General features: G+C 34.3%; 16 protein-coding genes and 1 pseudogene. 12 read left to right on the top strand and 5 right to left on the bottom strand.

Annotation, left to right across the window (positions count from 1 at the left end; all coding sequences use genetic code 11):
* Positions 1-50: 50 nt before the first annotated feature.
* Entirely contained in the window at positions 51-1,220 is a 1,170-nt protein-coding gene (locus tag ACQV2O_RS05515; RefSeq protein ID WP_428875198.1) for a helix-turn-helix domain-containing protein, read from the bottom strand.
* Between the two features lie 200 nt (positions 1,221-1,420).
* Between ACQV2O_RS05515 and ACQV2O_RS05510 the strand changes: the two genes are divergently transcribed.
* From ACQV2O_RS05510 to ACQV2O_RS05495, 4 genes are all read left to right on the top strand, one after another.
* Positions 1,421-2,566, top strand: coding sequence for a CapA family protein (locus ACQV2O_RS05510; protein WP_428875197.1), 1,146 nt, complete (start codon positions 1,421-1,423; stop codon positions 2,564-2,566).
* Positions 2,567-2,646: 80 nt separating this feature from the next.
* Positions 2,647-4,311 (top strand): LPXTG cell wall anchor domain-containing protein, encoded by a 1,665-nt coding sequence (locus ACQV2O_RS05505; RefSeq protein ID WP_428875196.1) that lies wholly within the window; start codon positions 2,647-2,649, stop codon positions 4,309-4,311.
* Positions 4,312-4,366: 55 nt separating this feature from the next.
* Complete coding sequence (locus ACQV2O_RS05500) at positions 4,367-4,723, top strand: thiol reductase thioredoxin (protein ID WP_428875195.1); 357 nt, start codon at positions 4,367-4,369, stop codon at positions 4,721-4,723.
* Positions 4,724-4,747: 24 nt separating this feature from the next.
* The gene (locus ACQV2O_RS05495; RefSeq protein ID WP_428875194.1) at positions 4,748-5,374 is read left to right on the top strand and encodes a hypothetical protein; all 627 of its coding nucleotides are present in this window, start codon (positions 4,748-4,750) and stop codon (positions 5,372-5,374) included.
* 143 nt (positions 5,375-5,517) lie between these two features.
* On the opposite strand, the gene ACQV2O_RS05490 is transcribed toward ACQV2O_RS05495, so the two are convergent.
* A complete protein-coding gene (locus tag ACQV2O_RS05490) occupies positions 5,518-5,823 on the bottom strand; it encodes an N-acetyltransferase family protein (protein ID WP_428875193.1) in 306 nt (101 codons plus the stop codon).
* Between the two features lie 210 nt (positions 5,824-6,033).
* Between ACQV2O_RS05490 and ACQV2O_RS05485 the strand changes: the two genes are divergently transcribed.
* Positions 6,034-6,483, top strand: a complete 450-nt coding sequence (locus ACQV2O_RS05485; RefSeq protein WP_428873394.1) for a hypothetical protein — start codon at positions 6,034-6,036, stop codon at positions 6,481-6,483.
* 43 nt (positions 6,484-6,526) lie between these two features.
* Here ACQV2O_RS05485 and ACQV2O_RS05480 read toward each other — a convergent pair whose 3' ends face one another.
* On the bottom strand, positions 6,527-7,882 hold the full coding sequence (locus ACQV2O_RS05480; protein WP_428875192.1) for a putative glycoside hydrolase: 1,356 nt from the start codon (positions 7,880-7,882) through the stop codon (positions 6,527-6,529).
* A gap of 19 nt (positions 7,883-7,901) precedes the next feature.
* Complete coding sequence (locus ACQV2O_RS05475; RefSeq protein WP_428875191.1) at positions 7,902-8,534, bottom strand: YkyA family protein; 633 nt, start codon at positions 8,532-8,534, stop codon at positions 7,902-7,904.
* A 128-nt stretch (positions 8,535-8,662) separates the two neighbouring features.
* Between ACQV2O_RS05475 and lspA the strand changes: the two genes are divergently transcribed.
* The 5 genes and pseudogenes from lspA to ACQV2O_RS05450 all read left to right on the top strand — a co-directional run bounded on the left by lspA (position 8,663) and on the right by ACQV2O_RS05450 (position 11,683).
* Positions 8,663-9,121, top strand: coding sequence for a signal peptidase II (lspA, locus tag ACQV2O_RS05470; protein WP_428875190.1), 459 nt, complete (start codon positions 8,663-8,665; stop codon positions 9,119-9,121).
* Positions 9,118-10,056 carry an RluA family pseudouridine synthase gene (locus ACQV2O_RS05465; RefSeq protein WP_428875189.1) on the top strand — a complete coding sequence of 313 codons (939 nt, stop codon included), beginning with the start codon at positions 9,118-9,120 and terminating at the stop codon, positions 10,054-10,056. Before lspA ends, ACQV2O_RS05465 begins: the two co-directional genes overlap by 4 nt.
* Positions 10,057-10,078: 22 nt before the next feature.
* On the top strand, positions 10,079-10,807 hold the full coding sequence (locus ACQV2O_RS05460) for a DUF2786 domain-containing protein (protein ID WP_428875188.1): 729 nt from the start codon (positions 10,079-10,081) through the stop codon (positions 10,805-10,807).
* Between the two features lie 313 nt (positions 10,808-11,120).
* Positions 11,121-11,333: pseudogene (locus tag ACQV2O_RS05455) on the top strand (hypothetical protein); the annotation flags it as partial.
* Complete coding sequence (locus tag ACQV2O_RS05450) at positions 11,333-11,683, top strand: pyruvate kinase (protein WP_428875187.1); 351 nt, start codon at positions 11,333-11,335, stop codon at positions 11,681-11,683. The pseudogene ACQV2O_RS05455 and the gene ACQV2O_RS05450, both read left to right, overlap by 1 nt.
* On the opposite strand, the gene nth is transcribed toward ACQV2O_RS05450, so the two are convergent.
* A complete protein-coding gene (gene nth, locus ACQV2O_RS05445; protein WP_428875221.1) occupies positions 11,661-12,293 on the bottom strand; it encodes an endonuclease III in 633 nt (210 codons plus the stop codon). The two genes, ACQV2O_RS05450 and nth, sit on opposite strands and share 23 nt — an antisense overlap.
* Before the next feature lie 175 nt (positions 12,294-12,468).
* Between nth and ACQV2O_RS05440 the strand changes: the two genes are divergently transcribed.
* Positions 12,469-13,146 carry a deoxynucleoside kinase gene (locus ACQV2O_RS05440; protein ID WP_428873385.1) on the top strand — a complete coding sequence of 226 codons (678 nt, stop codon included), beginning with the start codon at positions 12,469-12,471 and terminating at the stop codon, positions 13,144-13,146.
* On the top strand, positions 13,127-13,789 hold the full coding sequence (locus ACQV2O_RS05435) for an HD domain-containing protein (RefSeq protein ID WP_428875186.1): 663 nt from the start codon (positions 13,127-13,129) through the stop codon (positions 13,787-13,789). The genes ACQV2O_RS05440 and ACQV2O_RS05435 overlap by 20 nt, the downstream gene beginning before the upstream one ends.
* Positions 13,790-13,878 lie beyond the last annotated feature (89 nt).

The raw sequence follows: 13,878 nt of genomic DNA, 5'->3' as shown, positions 1-13,878 counted from the left end.
CTTTAAGCTAGTAAGGGCCTATTGAAGTGATTTCTTTACATAGAAATGAATTATTTCACTATTGATTTGGCATAGTTAGAAGGACTAATACCAAATTCTTTCGAAAAAGCTCTTGAAAAATATTGGATGGAACCATATCCTAATTCATTAGCGATTTCAGAAAGAGTCATTTTAGATTCATGAATTAATAGCTTACTTTGTTTTAAACGTAAGCTGTTAATGTATTGTTTAGGGGTTTGTCCTGTATATTTATTAAATAAGCTTTGGAGGCTGGAGCGAGAAATATTGAAGACTTCTACCAGATCATTTACTTGATGAAGCTGACCGACATTCTCTTGGAGAAAATCAATGATTGATTGGAACAAGTCATTTTCATAATTTTCTCGCATGGAGGTAGACCTTTCAGTTTCTGTTTTATTCTCACCGTTGTGAATTTGCGTAAGTATTAATTGGAGACTTGTGACCATTTCATCATAATAGAAAGGACATTTATCCTCAGAAATAGCCGCTAAATTGACCAAGCGACTTACAAGTTGAATTTGACGATGACCAAGATGAATTGGCCTTTGAGCGATCGATTCGGCTAAGCCTTGACCAGAAAATAAAATGGAAATCAGTGTAGTCATCCCTTCTTCTTTAAAGGCAATTTGATTTTTTTGTCCTGGAAAAATTAACCAGGCGGAATTTTTTGATAAAAGAATCTGCTTATTATAGCTTACTTCTATCGAAGCTTGTCCTTGATCGACGATAATTAACTCATAGTAATTTTGTGGATGGTTGAGTATCCGTTCACCGCTTGAGTAGACTTGGTAATCAAGACCGAAGACATTTTCAATTTTAAGGCGTTTTATTTCTTTTTCTACCTTTATAGCTTCTTTTAAAGTAATAATTTGTGGTTCTTCATTTTGGCTGGGTTCCAAATAAAGTTTACATTCTGCAGTTAGAGAGAGGGTATTAAAGTATACACCCGCATTAAGCTGAACCGCATTTTGTAAGATAAAAAATTGAAAGGATTCTTTTTTATCTGGAGTATCCGTCATCACTAATAGAGCTAATCCTTTATGTTCAGTTAGGATAACTGGCTTATTAAAACGTAGTAGAGCTTGTGATCGATCCCTTTTAATGGTTACTAAACGATTAAAGGGTTTAATTTGTTGGTGGTTAGTCTTGACGGAGGTAAAATATTTCGAAGTGGTGTTCTTGGTCGATTGCTTATACATGGTAAACTCCTTTCTGCTTCTTATGTCTATTATATCTTAATTAGGATAAAAGCACTATTAATCTTTAGAAGTTAAAATTGTTCTAAAAATTATCTAAATTAACTTATATTTAAATAAGTTCTTTTAATTCAATGAAGCTAGAGTAAGAAGGTTTTGTTTGTTATAATATATTTAAAATTTCAGATAAAGTAGGTAATGTGATGAAAAGAATAAATCGAATTTTGAAGTATGTGTTCGCTATTAACTTCTTTGGGATGATTCTCTTTATTTCTAAGCCATTTTTTACGAGAGTTTATGCAGAAGAAGAGGTTAGGGCTGAAGAAACTCAAGCAGTCAAAGAAGATACTAAAGTAAAATATGTAACCATTCGATCAATTGGCGATATTTTATTACATGATAGTGTTTATTGGAGTGCCCAAACTGGTTCAACGAGTTATCAATTTGATCCAATGTTTAAAGAAGTGGCAAAATATGTCGCTAATGCTGATATCACGACAGCCAATATGGAGACCTTGGTGGCCGGAAATCAAATGGGAGTATCTTCTTATCCTTTCTTCAATGTTCCAGATCAAATTGTCGATAGTCTATTAGCGATGGATGTAAATATTGTTTCAACCGCCACTAACCATACCATGGATTTCGGAGCTAAGGGGGCGCATCTTTCATTAGAAATTCTTAAAAATAAGAAAATGGAATATGTCGGATCCTATTCATCTTGGGACGATTACAACCGTCTACGGATCATTGAAAAAAATGGCATTCGAGTAGGATTTTTAAATTATACTTATGGTACGAATGGTAACCCAATTCCTCAAGAAGAAAGATACTTAGTGACTCTGATTGATGAAGAACTTATCCCATTAGAAATTCAACATTTAAAAAGACAATGTGATGTAGCTATCGTTATTTATCAATTTGGCGAAGATGCTTTTTTACCAGTTGATTCTCAAATTAGATTAACTCAATTGGCTATTGATGCAGGAGCAAACTTTGTTCTAGGAGGACATTCTCACATTATGCAACCCATGAAACGTTTTAACGATCATCAAGGTGCTTGGTATTCTCATGGTAATTTTTTGTCCGGCCAAGTAAGAGCATATGAAAAAGTCGGTGGAATTGGAGAGTATACCTTTAAGATGGATGTTGATGGAAAAGTTACTTTAGATTCTATGCGATTGATGCCAACTTATAATGTTGGCTATCCAGAATGGTCTTTTTATCAAGTAATTCCATTAGCAAAGGCTCAAGAATTTGGTCTGTGGAACGGTGATCGTTTATATGAAGAAGTAGAGCAACGATTCACTAACTATGAAAAAGACCTTGATTTTGTCCCTTATTTAGATTAACTCTATAAAGGATAGCATCTTTTTGCTCTCTATTCTGTATTTACAACTAGTTACTTACAAAATAGAGGATTGGGTGAATTATGAAAAGGATAATAGTTGTTTTAATGCTCTTTACTCAAAGTTTCAGTTTACCGAATGTTCATGCTCAAAAAGGTGAAATGACTTATCTCAAAAGCCAAACCGATAAAAATATGGTATCTTTAGAAGCTTGTCAAATACTTTTAAGAGAGACCCCACTGACTTCTTCAAATAGTCAAGAAATAATCTCAGATAAAGAGTTACAAAATCAATTTGAAGCCAATCAAGTGCGCATGACAGCCATTAATGAACGCTATCAAATTTTGAACCAAGAAATTATTTCTATTCAAGAAGGGCCTAGCAATTCCTTGAACGAGGCAAATCTTGCATTGGAAGAGGTCATTGAAACTCTTTACCAAAATTTATCAATTGAGCAGCAAGATTTTGTTTCCCTATCTGCTCAAGAGCAATTAGCCTTAATCAGTCAAGATGAAACAGTTATAGAATGGCAAGCTTACATTGAAGAGTTGAATCAAATTTTGGATCAATATATTAGTGAACAAGCCGAATTAGAAGCAGAATATCAACAATTACTCTATGATAACGAAACTTTAGGGGATCAAATGCAAAGTAGTAAGGAAACAATGGCCCAACTTAGTCAATGCCAGCTTTATCCTTATTCAACAACTGCTTACCTTATCAATCAAGAAAATATGCAATTAGACGCTTCTGATCTAGCGACTTTAATCGTCTCAATCGATAATTATTTACAAAAGATTGTCCCCAAAGCCTATGCTAAAGTTACTTTTCAACAAATTTATGATCTTTTTAATAAAAAGATGACTGTTGAAGAACTAAATAATAAGCTTACTGACAAGGAAGTGATTGTATTAGATGATTTTACTTTTACCTCTTACCAATATGCAAAAGAATTGAGCTTATTTGATATCGAAGTGATGGCTTACCAAGCCTTGAATAATTATTATATAAATAATAAGGCTGAAGTTTATCACGCTGTTTATAGTAATTTATTAAATCTAAAAGAAAGCCAATTACATTACTTTTATCTAATTAATAGTGAATTATTTGAAAATCTTAAGCATTATCTTGCAAATTATCTTAACCAGCATCAATTAATTAGTGATGAAAACATCCAACAAATTAAAACACTTCATGACCGTTATCAAATGAAATTAGTTTTATATAATGAGAATAATCAGACTTGGTCAGCTAATTTAGGGGCTGATTCGGGCTATTTATTAGAATATCAGGCAAAAGACTTACTTCAAACTCAAACGCCTAATAATGAATCAACAGATATGGCTAAAGAAGATGTAAAGCATGATCAGCCAGTAGATCAGGTCAAAAAGAACCTAAATGATAGAGGGTTACTTAAACTAGAAGATAAGCAAATAGCAAATGAAACGGATAAACAGGATAATTTAGCCTTCTTAAAAGACAAACTAGCCAATAAGACTAAAGGCAAAAAAGCCAGTAATTTAGCTAAACCCTCTGATAAAGATAAAAATATCAAAGACAAGACGCAATCAAATGATAAAAAATCACAACTTTTACCAACTACTGGTGAGCAAAAGTTCTATCTCAATATCGCATGGTCTCTATTGATAATTGGCTTAATCGCCTTATTAATTAACCGCTACTTTAAACAGCTTCAGCATAAAAAGCGAATACAAGATCATCTTTTCAATGAGGAGGATCTATTTTAGTTTCACTATTTAAAAACTTTCGATATAATAAACCTAATCGAAAGGGGCGTTTTATATGGATATAAATGATTTTAATGAAGCAGTTAAGCACTTTAAGCAAATAGATAGTCATGAAGCTTTTGAATTAATAGAAGCAAAAGAAGGGAATCTTATTTTTCTAGGTCGTGAGACTTGCCCATATTGCCGTTTGTTTGTTAGTAAGTTAGCGGAAGCTGCGATTACAAGTGATTTAAATGTTTATTTCTTACATTCACAAACTCAAAATGACCTAGAAGGAACACAAATGTTCCGTGAAAAATATAACGTTGTCACAGTTCCTGGATTAGTTTATGCTGATTCGAATCGTACAGAAACAGTTTGCGATTCTTCTATGAAAGTAGAAGAGATTATTGATTTTGCTAGAGCATACTAGCTCAGTTAACAGAGGAGAGTAACATTGCAAGACAAACAAAAACAAGTAAAAACTCCTAAAAGCCCAATTGTCTGGTTTTTCATTATGATTATTCTATTCTCAGCTACCATGTTGTTACGGCTAAAAAGTGACTCTATTCAAGAAGCAGGTCAAAGTTTTGGAATACAATCTCAAGTTGCTAAGGAATCATCTGAATCCTTAGCACTTTCAACAACAGAAATAACTGAGTCAAGCACTAAGACCAAGCCTGACCAAACTAGTCAAACAACGGTTGAAGAAAGTTCTATTTCATCTCAAGAATCTGATCAAATCAGAATCTCAACAACTATCGAAACGATAGAAAAAATTGAATCCAGTGAAAGTTTTGAACAAGCCTATACTCAATTACCACCAGCTAAAACTTATTCTATTTTTCAATTTAAAAACAATGAAATTCAAGATCGATTTGTAAAACGTGCTTTTGAAGTGATGATTCAACGTCTCATTGATGAAGATAAATTTTTCTCTGCTGTAGATTATCAATTAACTATCGATCCAACATTGGACGATAATATCTATATTTTGCATCTAGAGGAAAAATACGCTGATCAATTAATAGAACGAGGGTATTACCGCTTTGATTATCGTGGAAAGAAAGTTACTACATATTAAGTCAAAAAGCTCGGTACGGATTTAAGTGTCCTTATCGAGCTTTTTAAATCATAATTCTTTACTTAGCCAAACCCATTCCCAAATTTGATCGAATTTACGTTCAAATTTAGGAAAATTTCCTCTGATTATAAAACTTTAGGTTTTTAAAAATCGATCTGGTTTTGTTGATGAATCGGTAGACATGTAAGCAAGTTGATGATTTCTTTGGCTTTTAATCGACTTTCTAGTTCTTGATAGAGTAAATTTTTAAGTGTCCATTCATCATGCTCTGCTAATAAATACATAGCAATATTTGCTGAATGTTGATATGCTCTGCGAGGCGAAAAAGGGTAGGCATAGGCGAAGCCAATTATCTCTTGATCCATAAGAATTAGAAGAACGGCATGACTTTCTTGATAGCGAGTGACTTTTTCTTCAAATTTTTGGTTAGAAGGAACAGGACTTTCCAAAGTTAGCTGACTGTTTTGAATAAAGTCTTATAAATTGTTTGAATATCGTCAATATCACAAGGTCTAGCATCCTTGATGCTTATAAGTGGCATAAGACACCTCCTTTTGATATTCTATAATAAATATTTGAGCTTAAAATCAAAAATCATTGAAAGCGTTTACCTTTATAGTTATAATGAAAGTGTCAATTAAGTTAGAAAGGATGATCAGATGAGTCATAAAGTTTATACCAATTATTGGATGAATCGTCGTGATAATGTTGTGAAAGAACATGGATCTTACGCTACAGAGTCAGAAGCTCTCAGAGGGATAAAAGCTTGGTGGGAATTACAAAAAGATAATTACAAAGATGTTGTGGAAAGACGAACCAATTCAGGAGCTTTAGAAATCACTTACGGGGATAATAATTATTATTATCGTATTGTTGAAAGGGAGATGGATGAGGAACTTCCTTCATTGAAAGTAAAATTAAGGAGTCAAGGAGAAATTGAATCCTTAAGGAAGAAATATTTATTAGAAGATGAGCAAGTTTTATTTGATGAATTAGCCGAGCCTTATCGCGACCGTTTAGTCGAGGCTATGGGAGACGGTAAAAAAGTTCAAGATTACATATACGACCTGCAAGGTCGCATGATACGTCCTCTAAAAGTTGATAAATAATAAAATAAAAGAAGCTGAATATCCAGCTTCTTTTTTGTATGGTTTAGTAATAGTATTCATTACCTGAAGACTCAGGAGCGTAATCTACGCCTTCGTTAAAGATACCAGATGGATTCCAAAGAAGAAATTCAGTAATTCCATTTTCTTCCAAAGCAACAATTTGTTGTTGAACTTGAAGAGGTCCATATTCTTGATAGGTACCAGGTGCCAGATTCCAGTCAGTAAAGTCTTGTAACCATGGACGACTATTTGCCGCATTGGTAATATTTTTTAGGATGAGGTTTTCAGAATACATATATTGATCAACTAAGTTATAAGGTTCTAAGTCAGGAGCCGGTATACCAAAAAATCCTAAACCCCAGTGAGAAGGGTAGATCATAGAAGAAATCGTATCGACTCTTTCAGCAATTTGTTCAAAATTTTGACCGATTCCACGTACATCAGGAGCGTCCCCAGCAATTGCAGTATATCCAAAGATATCAGCTGAAACATCTGCGCCATATGGGGCTAATTTATCATTGGCTTCTTCTAAGAAATCATTAATGGCATAAACCCTTTCTTGTCCAAATTTTTCAGGGTCATCGGTTACATAGGTTTGATAGTTACCAATATTATAATCTAGTTGATCTGAGAAAGTTTGGAAACCTTCAGGGAAACGAACATAGTCAAATTGAATATCTTTAAAACCTAATTTAGCAGCTTCGATAGCAATAGTAATGTTGTAGTCCCAAATTTCTGGAAGGAATGGATTAATAAATTTAGCACCATTACCATCCTGCCAAATTTCTCCTGTTTCACTATCTTTAAAGGAATATTCAGGTTTGGCTTCAGCCACTAGTCGATCTTTGAAAGTTACAATGCGAGCGATTGGATAAATTTGACGTTTTTCTAATTCTTTCAAAAGTTCTTTAATATCTACATTGTTATAAGAATTTTGATTAACTAAAGGATTGTCTGTTTCTAATTTTGTTTGAATAACCCCCTCATCATCCTTAAAATCAATAACCACTGCATTTAAGGCGGTGGTTTCAACATAATCTAATAGGTAGTTTAGTCGTTCAGGATCAGAAAAAACAGAAGGAGCAAGATAAATGCCTTTAACACCTTCTTCAGGATAGGTAATATCGATGCCTGAATCATAAAAGAGGACAGAAGGTAGTTTCTCAGGTGCGGTAAGAATGGGATTATTGTGAGGCGATAAGCCCTCATAAGTATTATTTTCTCCTTGATTAATGCGGTTGTTGAATGCCACTACTTCTTCATCTGAATAGGCTAAGACTACTTCTGGAAGTTGGACTTTTTTGGCTTCTTTTTTATCTTCTACTTTTGGTTTACATGCTACTAGCAAAAGCATTAAAAAGGAAAGTAAAGTCAATTGTAAAGTGCGTTTTTTATTCATTTAAATCACCGCTTTCTAATTATTTGCCTGTAAGATTAACAAGGTAGACTTTTAAATTAACTAAGAGTGTATTTAAAGGTTCAAAGTATTCGAGAATTTGATCTAAGTTCATATTATTTTCCGTATATAAAAGATTAACATTATCAAAAACAGCGAAGAAACTCTCATGATCAATTTCTTCACTAGTGATAGATTGATAAGACTGATCTTCTATTTCAATGTTTTCAAGATAATTAGAAATATAGATATCTGTTTTATCACATAGATTGGTCGTATATTCAATAACTCTTGTTATTTGATCTTTGGGAAGTTGATCGTTTTCTGGTATGTCTTTAAGCTCTTGGCATAATTCAAGTAATTGCTGACGGCTTTCTTCCATTTCAGCTAATAAATCTTTGCGCTTTGCGATGTTTTTGTTAAGAGGATTATCACTCTGTCCAAAGCCGGATAAATCTTCACTTAAATTAATGGTCGCTTCAAAATCTTGTTGAAGATCCAATTCACGGTTTTGAATTTCACTAATATTTCCAATAATTAGAGTAACATTGTCTTGGATGAGACCAACAGTTCGTTTAGCTCTTTCTAATGAGTTTCCACAAGCAATAATGAGAATAGATAGGCTTAGGAGGATTAATATTTTTTTTGTTTTCATCGTTTCTCCTTGTCATTCATTTATAGTTTATCTAAATTGAACTTTTTAATACATCTAGTATATAATAATAGGTATTGTAAACACAAATATTATAACAAATTAGAATTAATTTGGACAAGGAGGATTAAATGACGACCACTTTTATCATAACGGCTATAATCGTAATACTGGATCAAGCTTTAAAAATATGGACCCAAAATCATTTAACGCTAAATCAAACGCTAGAAATTATTCCTGATTTTTTTCAGTTAAACTATATTCATAATACAGGAGCGGGTTGGGGCTTATTTGCCGGCCAACGTTTTTTCTTAATAGGGGTAACTTTTTTAGTGATTTTCTATTTAGTTTATTTAATTTGGAAAAATCGCTACCATAGCCCTTGGACTAAACTTGCTTATGCACTTTTATTAGGAGGGGCAGTTGGCAACTTAATTGATCGTTTAGTGAGAGGCTATGTAGTAGATATGTTACAGATTCGTCTGTTTGATTTTCCAATTTTTAATTTGGCAGATGTGGCGCTTACTCTAGGCGTTATTTTATTGATTATAATGGTTATATGGACCGAAGAAGGAAGTGATTTAATTTGACAGAAGCATTAAAGCTCTCTAATAATGAAGCAGATCAAGACCGTTTAGATAAAGTTTTGACTAATTATTATCCAAATTTTAGTAGATCGCAATTACAAAAATTAATTAAAGAAAAAAGAGTAAAAGTTAACAATCAATTTTTAAAAGCTAACGCCATTTTAAAAGGGGATGAGATGATTACGATTGATTTTCCTGAAAAAGAAGCCAGCCCTGAAGAATTCGAGTTGATTGCTGAAGTGATGGAGTTAGAGATTATCTTTGAAGATGACAGTTTTTTGCTTGTTAATAAACCAGCTGGGATGGTTGTCCATCCTGCTAAAGGACACACTAACGGAACTCTAGTGAATGGCCTCTATCATTATTTAGGAAAAGCGCTATCCCAAGGCTTTCAATCTTACCGACCAGGAATTGTTCATCGAATTGATAAAGATACCTCTGGTTTATTAGTAGTAGCAAAAAATGATCAAGCCCATCGTCACTTAAGTCAACAATTGGTGGATCACACCATGGGGAGGACTTATGTCGCTTTAGTTAATGGGCAAGTTGAAAGCGACTCCGGACATATTGAAATGCCTGTTAAACGTGACCCATCCAATCGCTTAAGATGGCATGTGGATCCCTCGGGTAAAGAAGCTATTACTGATTTTCAAGTGCTGGAACGTTTTCAATACGCCACATTAATGCAATTAAAGTTACAGACTGGTCGGACTCACCAAATTCGCATCCATATGGAAGCTATAGGTCATCCAATTATAGCCGATCCACTTTATCGCAGAAATCTTCAAAATTTACCGGGGGAATTAGCTAATCAAAAAGACGGGCAACTATTACATGCAAAGGCCATTGATTTATTACATCCTGTTACAGATGAGCCCTTACATTTTGAATGTCCATTGCCCTTAAAGATGCAAAAAATTATAAATAGTCTAAAATAGTTAGAAAAGGAGGGAAGTAGAGATGTCTGAGACTAATCAAAAGATTTTAGCTAAGATCCGAAATTTATTGACTTTAGCTGAAGATGGCGGAAATGATGAAGAGAGCCAAACTGCTTTGCTGATGGCTCAAAAACTGATGTTAAAACATAAAGTCTCTCAGCAAGAAGTTTCTGATAAAAAAAGTCCAGAAATCATTTTACGCTCCTTATCAGTCTATAAACGCTTGTATTGGTGGGAAAAAGTTTTAGTTAGGATTATCGCCGATAATTTTCGTTGCATGTTTTATATCCAAAGTAACCGATTACCTCATCAGCATTCGGTTCAACGCAAAATTGTTTTAATGGGTTTTCCAGAAGATGTGGATCTTGCTTTTCAAATGTTTAATTTAGCAGCGGATACAATGAAGTATTATTCTAAAATTCATCTAGCTGAATTAAGTGAAGAAGATTTAAGCAGCAATCCTCTATCTCAGTTGAGAAAATCCTATTATCAAGGATTTATGGACGGACTTAAGGAAAAGTTTGATATCCAACGTCAAGCCATGATGAATGAAAATGAAAAGTATGCCCTGATTATTCAAACGCCAGAAGCTGTCAAAGAAAAATTTAACCGAGAAATAACGGGTTCACTCACATTTAATCAACCTTCCTTTTCGCGATCTAACCATGCCTATCAAGACGGCTTTCAAAAAGGAAAAAATGTCAATCTCACCCAAGCTCAGATAAATCACCAAGCAGAGTCCAATCATTAAAACAATTTTATAATTGGATATTTACTATGATTGAAGCCAATCGGCGTCTCTTAGCCAAATGATTAATTGTAGAATGGATCTTTTTATATGAGCAAGTCAAATTCCGACGATTTATTCTGCTTTAAAAATTGGAGATTCGGTTTTAATTGATGATGGGGTAATTACTACAAAAGTGAGTAAAGCAAATGATAAGTATGCTGTATTAGGGATAAAAAAGTAAAGAGAAGATCCAAGCGCCAAAAAGCTGAAAAAGGGACTTCACTTTCCTCAAACAATTTTTGAAACAGATATTTTAAATTAAAAAGACAAGCAAGGTATCGCTTTTGCTTGTCAATGTGCCGATGTAATTGCTTGCTCATGCATTAGAACTGCTCAGGATATTAAAGAAATTCAAAAACAACTTCAAATTGAATTAGGTAAGGCTGCGAGTTATATGCCAATTATGGTTAAAATAGAAACCGTCCAAGCCATTACGAAGCTAGCTGAAATTATCTTACAACTGCGAGCTAGCAGCCTTTCGCTTTAATGATCGCGCGTGGCGATTTAGCTGTTGAAAGAGTTTATATTCGCTTAGCCGAACTTCCACAGCCAATCATGTGGATGGCTGAAGCAGCTGATGCCCCCGTCGTTTGGGGCACAGAAGTCTTCGATAAATTAATTAAAACCGGTGTGCCGAGTCGCTCTGAAGTAACAGATGTTACTGAGGGAGCTCGCTCAGATTGTGTCATGATAAACAAAGGCGATTATGCAGTGGCAACGATTAAAATGCTTGATCCTATCTTTAAAAGAATGCAAGGTCGCCTCGACCAAAAGACACCACAACTTAGCGTTCTAAATCGTGCAAATCTAGGGTCTACTCCTCCTCTTGACAAGTAAAGAGTTGAGGATAGTTATGGCACTCTGGATTGCGCGGATGACAAATTCTCCTACCGAATAGGATTAAAGATTGATGGGCTTGAGTCCATTGGTCTTTATCCAAGACCTCCATTACACGATTTTCAACTTGACGAACACTCGCACCAGGATCAACAATCTGATGATGGAGGCAGATACGATGGATATGCGTATCCACTGCAAAGGCAGGAATTCCAAAGCCGACACTCAAGACCACGTTGGTTGTTTTACGACCAACTCCGGCCAGGGCTTCAAGATCTTTACGATTACCAGGAATTTCACCTTGATGGCGTTCCATTAATTGATTGGCACATTTGTGGAGATATTTTGCCTTGTTGCGATACAAGCCGATTGTTTTTAAATAAGGCATTATCTCTTGCGGGCTCGCTTTTGCAAGTTCTTTAGGACTAGGGTAGGCGGCAAATAAGGCAGGCGTCACTTTATTAACCGCTACATCGGTTGTTTGAGCACTCAATAATACAGCTACTAATAATTGATAGCGGTTTGAGAAATTTAATTCTGCTTTAGCATCTGGAAATAGAGCAATGATTTCTTCTAATACATGACGTGCACAGTGGTTAGTTAGCATAATAAAACCCTTTCTAAAAATTAATCAATTATCAGTCTTTAATGACTATCATAAGTAATCTCTGTCAATTTCTCAAATATCTTTTTACAGATAAAAAGATAGTCATCCACAAGATTTTGTGTTAGTATTAAAAAAACGACACTACATCTTGTGTTATTTTTTAATTTAGGAGGAAACCATGGCTATGATAGTTATTGGAGGAATGATTGGAGCTGGCAAAACAAGCTTAGCGACTTTTTTAGGTAAGGCCTTAAAGAGCCAGGTGTATTACGAAAATGTAGATGATAATCATATCTTACCCTTATACTACACCGCAAGTGAAGAAGAACAAGAAAGAAAAAGGTATCCATTTTTATTACAATTAGACTTTTTGTCCAGTCGTTATCGTGATATCAAGAAAGCTTTTTATCACCCACATAATATAATAGATCGTTCCATTTATGAAGATTGGTATTTTGCCAAGGTCAACCATCAAGCGGGTAAAATTTCGGACGAAGAATTTATTATTTATGAGAAATTATTAGACAATATGATGGAAGAATTAGAAGATTTACCCAAAAAAGCACCCGATCTGATGGTTTATTTACATGGATCTTTTGAAAGCATTTTAAAAAGAATCAATCAAAGAGGTCGCGATTTTGAACAAGACCCTGAATTAATCGAGTATTATTATCGTCTATGGCAAGGTTATGATGATTGGGTAGATAACCATTATCATGCTTCCCAAGTTTTAAAGATATCGATTGATGAATTGGATGTCTTAAATAATCCTGCTGATGCAAAAAAAGTGATACAAATGGTTATTGTTAAACTAGAAGAGCTAGGGGTTCCTGCCGATGGATATGGACAAGATTAAAGACTTTAGCAAAACTTATTTAAGACAAGAAAAAAGTGGGCATGATTGGTTACATATCCAACGGGTGGTTGCCAATTGTGAGCAAATAATCAAACATATACAAGAGCCTATTAATGTTGATGTTGTTTTGGCAGCTGCTTATACCCATGATTTATTAGATGAAAAAATAAAAGTTGATTACCTCCTTACGGAAAAAGATGTAAGACATATACTTAAAGAAGCCCAAATGTCTCTGGAAGAAATAGAGCAAGTCTTACGTATTATAAAAAACCTCTCTTTTGCTGCCAATTTAATAGAAAAACAACACTTAACATTGGAAGGCCAAATTGTTCAAGATGCCGATCGCCTAGATGCAATCGGTGCGATTGGTATTGCTAGAACTTTCTACTACGGAGGTAGCAAGGGGCATAGTCTTTATGATCCGAAAGCTGTTCATACTTCGGCACAAGCTGTATGCTCCAAAGAAACTTATCGTCAAGTAAGAAACGTACGCCAGCATTTTGATGATAAGTTATTAAAGCTCAAAAACTTAATGAATACTAAAGCTGGGCAGGAAATGGCTAAAAATCGTCATCAGTTAATGATTGACTTTCTACAAGCTTTTGATCAAGATACCCTCTCAAATACCAATCAATTGAGTTAAATGGCCTGGGCAGTTGACTATAAAGTTTTCAAGATGTCAACCGTAAATGAAAATGTCCTGAAATTTTAAAAATTTGCGGGATAAAACTA

It is taken from the genome of Facklamia sp. P13055 (assembly GCF_050409445.1).
Lineage (GTDB): Bacteria > Bacillota > Bacilli > Lactobacillales > Aerococcaceae > Facklamia.
This window is presented reverse-complemented; position numbering and strand designations above follow the sequence as displayed.

Bases quoted from the DNA above. Each gene is read 5' to 3' on its own strand.
- ACQV2O_RS05515 (WP_428875198.1), bottom strand. From the start codon at position 1,220: ATGTATAAGCAATCGACCAAGAACACCACTTCGAAATATTTTACCTCC.
- ACQV2O_RS05510 (WP_428875197.1), top strand. From the start codon at position 1,421: ATGAAAAGAATAAATCGAATTTTGAAGTATGTGTTCGCTATTAACTTC.
- ACQV2O_RS05505 (WP_428875196.1), top strand. From the start codon at position 2,647: ATGAAAAGGATAATAGTTGTTTTAATGCTCTTTACTCAAAGTTTCAGT.
- ACQV2O_RS05500 (WP_428875195.1), top strand. From the start codon at position 4,367: ATGGATATAAATGATTTTAATGAAGCAGTTAAGCACTTTAAGCAAATA.
- ACQV2O_RS05485 (WP_428873394.1), top strand. From the start codon at position 6,034: ATGAGTCATAAAGTTTATACCAATTATTGGATGAATCGTCGTGATAAT.
- ACQV2O_RS05480 (WP_428875192.1), bottom strand. From the start codon at position 7,882: ATGAATAAAAAACGCACTTTACAATTGACTTTACTTTCCTTTTTAATG.
- ACQV2O_RS05475 (WP_428875191.1), bottom strand. From the start codon at position 8,534: ATGAAAACAAAAAAAATATTAATCCTCCTAAGCCTATCTATTCTCATT.
- lspA (WP_428875190.1), top strand. From the start codon at position 8,663: ATGACGACCACTTTTATCATAACGGCTATAATCGTAATACTGGATCAA.
- ACQV2O_RS05460 (WP_428875188.1), top strand. From the start codon at position 10,079: ATGTCTGAGACTAATCAAAAGATTTTAGCTAAGATCCGAAATTTATTG.
- ACQV2O_RS05450 (WP_428875187.1), top strand. From the start codon at position 11,333: ATGATCGCGCGTGGCGATTTAGCTGTTGAAAGAGTTTATATTCGCTTA.
- ACQV2O_RS05440 (WP_428873385.1), top strand. From the start codon at position 12,469: ATGGCTATGATAGTTATTGGAGGAATGATTGGAGCTGGCAAAACAAGC.
- ACQV2O_RS05435 (WP_428875186.1), top strand. From the start codon at position 13,127: ATGGATATGGACAAGATTAAAGACTTTAGCAAAACTTATTTAAGACAA.